Source organism: Microbacterium sp. HMWF026, assembly GCF_003061325.1.
GTDB classification, from domain to species: Bacteria; Actinomycetota; Actinomycetes; order Actinomycetales; family Microbacteriaceae; genus Microbacterium; species Microbacterium testaceum_E.
Genome location: NZ_QAJB01000366.1, coordinates 1 through 1859, shown reverse-complemented (window position 1 = coordinate 1859; position 1859 = coordinate 1). Strand labels below are relative to the sequence as shown.

The 1859-nt window shown below is 71.1% G+C and carries 2 protein-coding genes; one reads left to right on the top strand and one right to left on the bottom strand.

Annotated features, from left to right (window positions below; all coding sequences use genetic code 11):
• On the top strand, positions 1-1348 hold a 1348-nt coding region (locus tag DBR36_RS13625; protein WP_108320239.1), incomplete at its 5' end, for an MFS transporter.
• A gap of 75 nt (positions 1349-1423) precedes the next feature.
• Here DBR36_RS13625 and DBR36_RS13620 read toward each other — a convergent pair.
• Positions 1424-1859, bottom strand: a 436-nt coding sequence (locus DBR36_RS13620; RefSeq protein ID WP_258222851.1) for a MarR family winged helix-turn-helix transcriptional regulator, incomplete at its 5' end; no start/stop codon positions are given.

Sequence of the window (1859 nt, the reverse complement as noted above, 5' to 3'; positions counted from 1 at the left end):
CGCCTCCGCCGTCGATCGTCGCCCCGTGCTCGCGTGGGCCCTGTGGGACTGGGGTTCGGCCGCGTTCAACGCCGTCGTCACGACCTTCGTCTTCAGCACGTATCTGGCGAGTCAGCTCTTCGTCGACCCCGCGATCGTCACCGCCGCCGGAGGGGACGACAAGAACCCGGCACTCGTGCGGGCCCTCGCCGACAACGCGAGCCTCGTGGGCATCGCCCTGATGATCGCCGGCATCGTGGTGGCTCTCGTGGCCCCCGTGCTGGGGCAGCGCTCCGACGGCAGCGGGCGACGGAAACTGTGGCTCGGGGTGAACACGGGGCTGGTCGTGCTGGCGATGGCGGCCATGGTCTTCGTCGAGGCGACACCGTCGTACCTCGTCCTGGGTGCGGCGCTCATCGCGGTCGGCAACGTCTTCTTCGAGTTCGCCAGCGTCAACTACTACGCGATGCTCTCTCAGGTGTCGACGCGGCAGAACATCGGCCGCGTCTCGGGCTTCGGCTGGGGCATGGGCTATGTCGGCGGCATCGCGCTGCTGCTTCTGCTGCTGGTGCTCTTCATCCAGAGCTTCGGAGATCCGGATGCCGGTGGCCTTCTCGCCGTGACCAAAGAGGGCGGTCTGAACATCCGCCTGGCGGTCCTGGCGTCGGCGGTGTGGTTCGGCGTGTTCGCCATCCCGGTCCTGCTGCGCGTGCCCGAGATCCCGGCACAGCGCCGTCGGGTACGGGTCGGCTTCTTCCGCTCCTACGCGGTCCTGTGGGGCACGCTGCGCTCCCTCTGGCGCGACAGCCGTCCGGTGCTGCTGTTCCTCATCGCGAGCGCCGTGTTCCGCGACGGACTGACCGGCGTCTTCACGTTCGGCGCGATCATCGCCGCGCAGGTGTTCGGCTTCACCTCGACGCAGGTGCTCTACTTCGCGGTGGCCGCGAACGTGGTCGCCGGCATCAGCACGATCTTCGCGGGCCGCCTCGACGACCGCTTCGGTCCGAAACGGGTCATCGTCGCCTCGCTGATCGGTCTGATCGTGATGGGTGGCGTCATCCTCGTCATCGGCACCTCCGTGCCGCTGTTCTGGATCGCGGGCCTCAGCCTGGGCCTGTTCGTCGGCCCGGTGCAATCGGCCAGCCGGTCCTTCCTCGCGCGGATGGCTCCCGAGGGCCGCGAGGGCGAGATCTTCGGCCTCTACGCCACGACGGGGCGCGCGGTGTCGTTCCTCGCGCCCGGCCTGTTCGCCCTCTTCGTCGGCCTCACAGGCGACACGCGCCTGGGCATCCTGGGCATCGTCGCGATCCTGCTCGCGGGACTGGTCCTGCTGCTGCCGGTCAAGGCCGAGGCCGCCGTCATCCGCTGATCCGGTGCTCGCCCCGGGGACCGGCGCCTGGCGCGCGGCCCGGCGTCGGCCACGTGACCGGCGCGCGACTCGGCGTCAGTCGCGGGGCCAGGCGTCCGCGAATTTGCCGAGCAGGCGCGCGAACTCGCGGCTCTCATCGGCGCTGAACGATTCCAGGGCGGAGCGCACGGCATCCCGCCTCCTGCCCCGGACACCTGAGACGAGATCCTCGCCCTCGGGGGTGAGTCGCACGCGCGTGCGGCGGGCGTCGTCGGGGTCGGGCTCGCGCACGACCAGGCCCAGTTGCACGGCCTGCTGCACCAGGCGCGAGGCGCGCGGCTGATCGACTCCGACGGCCTCGGCGATGCCGCTCACGGACAGGACTCCGGATGCCGCGACCAGCGCGTCCAGCATGCGCAGCCGGGCGGGACCCCCGAAGCGTCCGTGCGACGGGTCGGCCCAGGGCGGGCCGCCATGTCCGCCGTGACCGCGATGGGGGTGATGCGGGATCTCGGGCGCGAAGGGCGGGCGG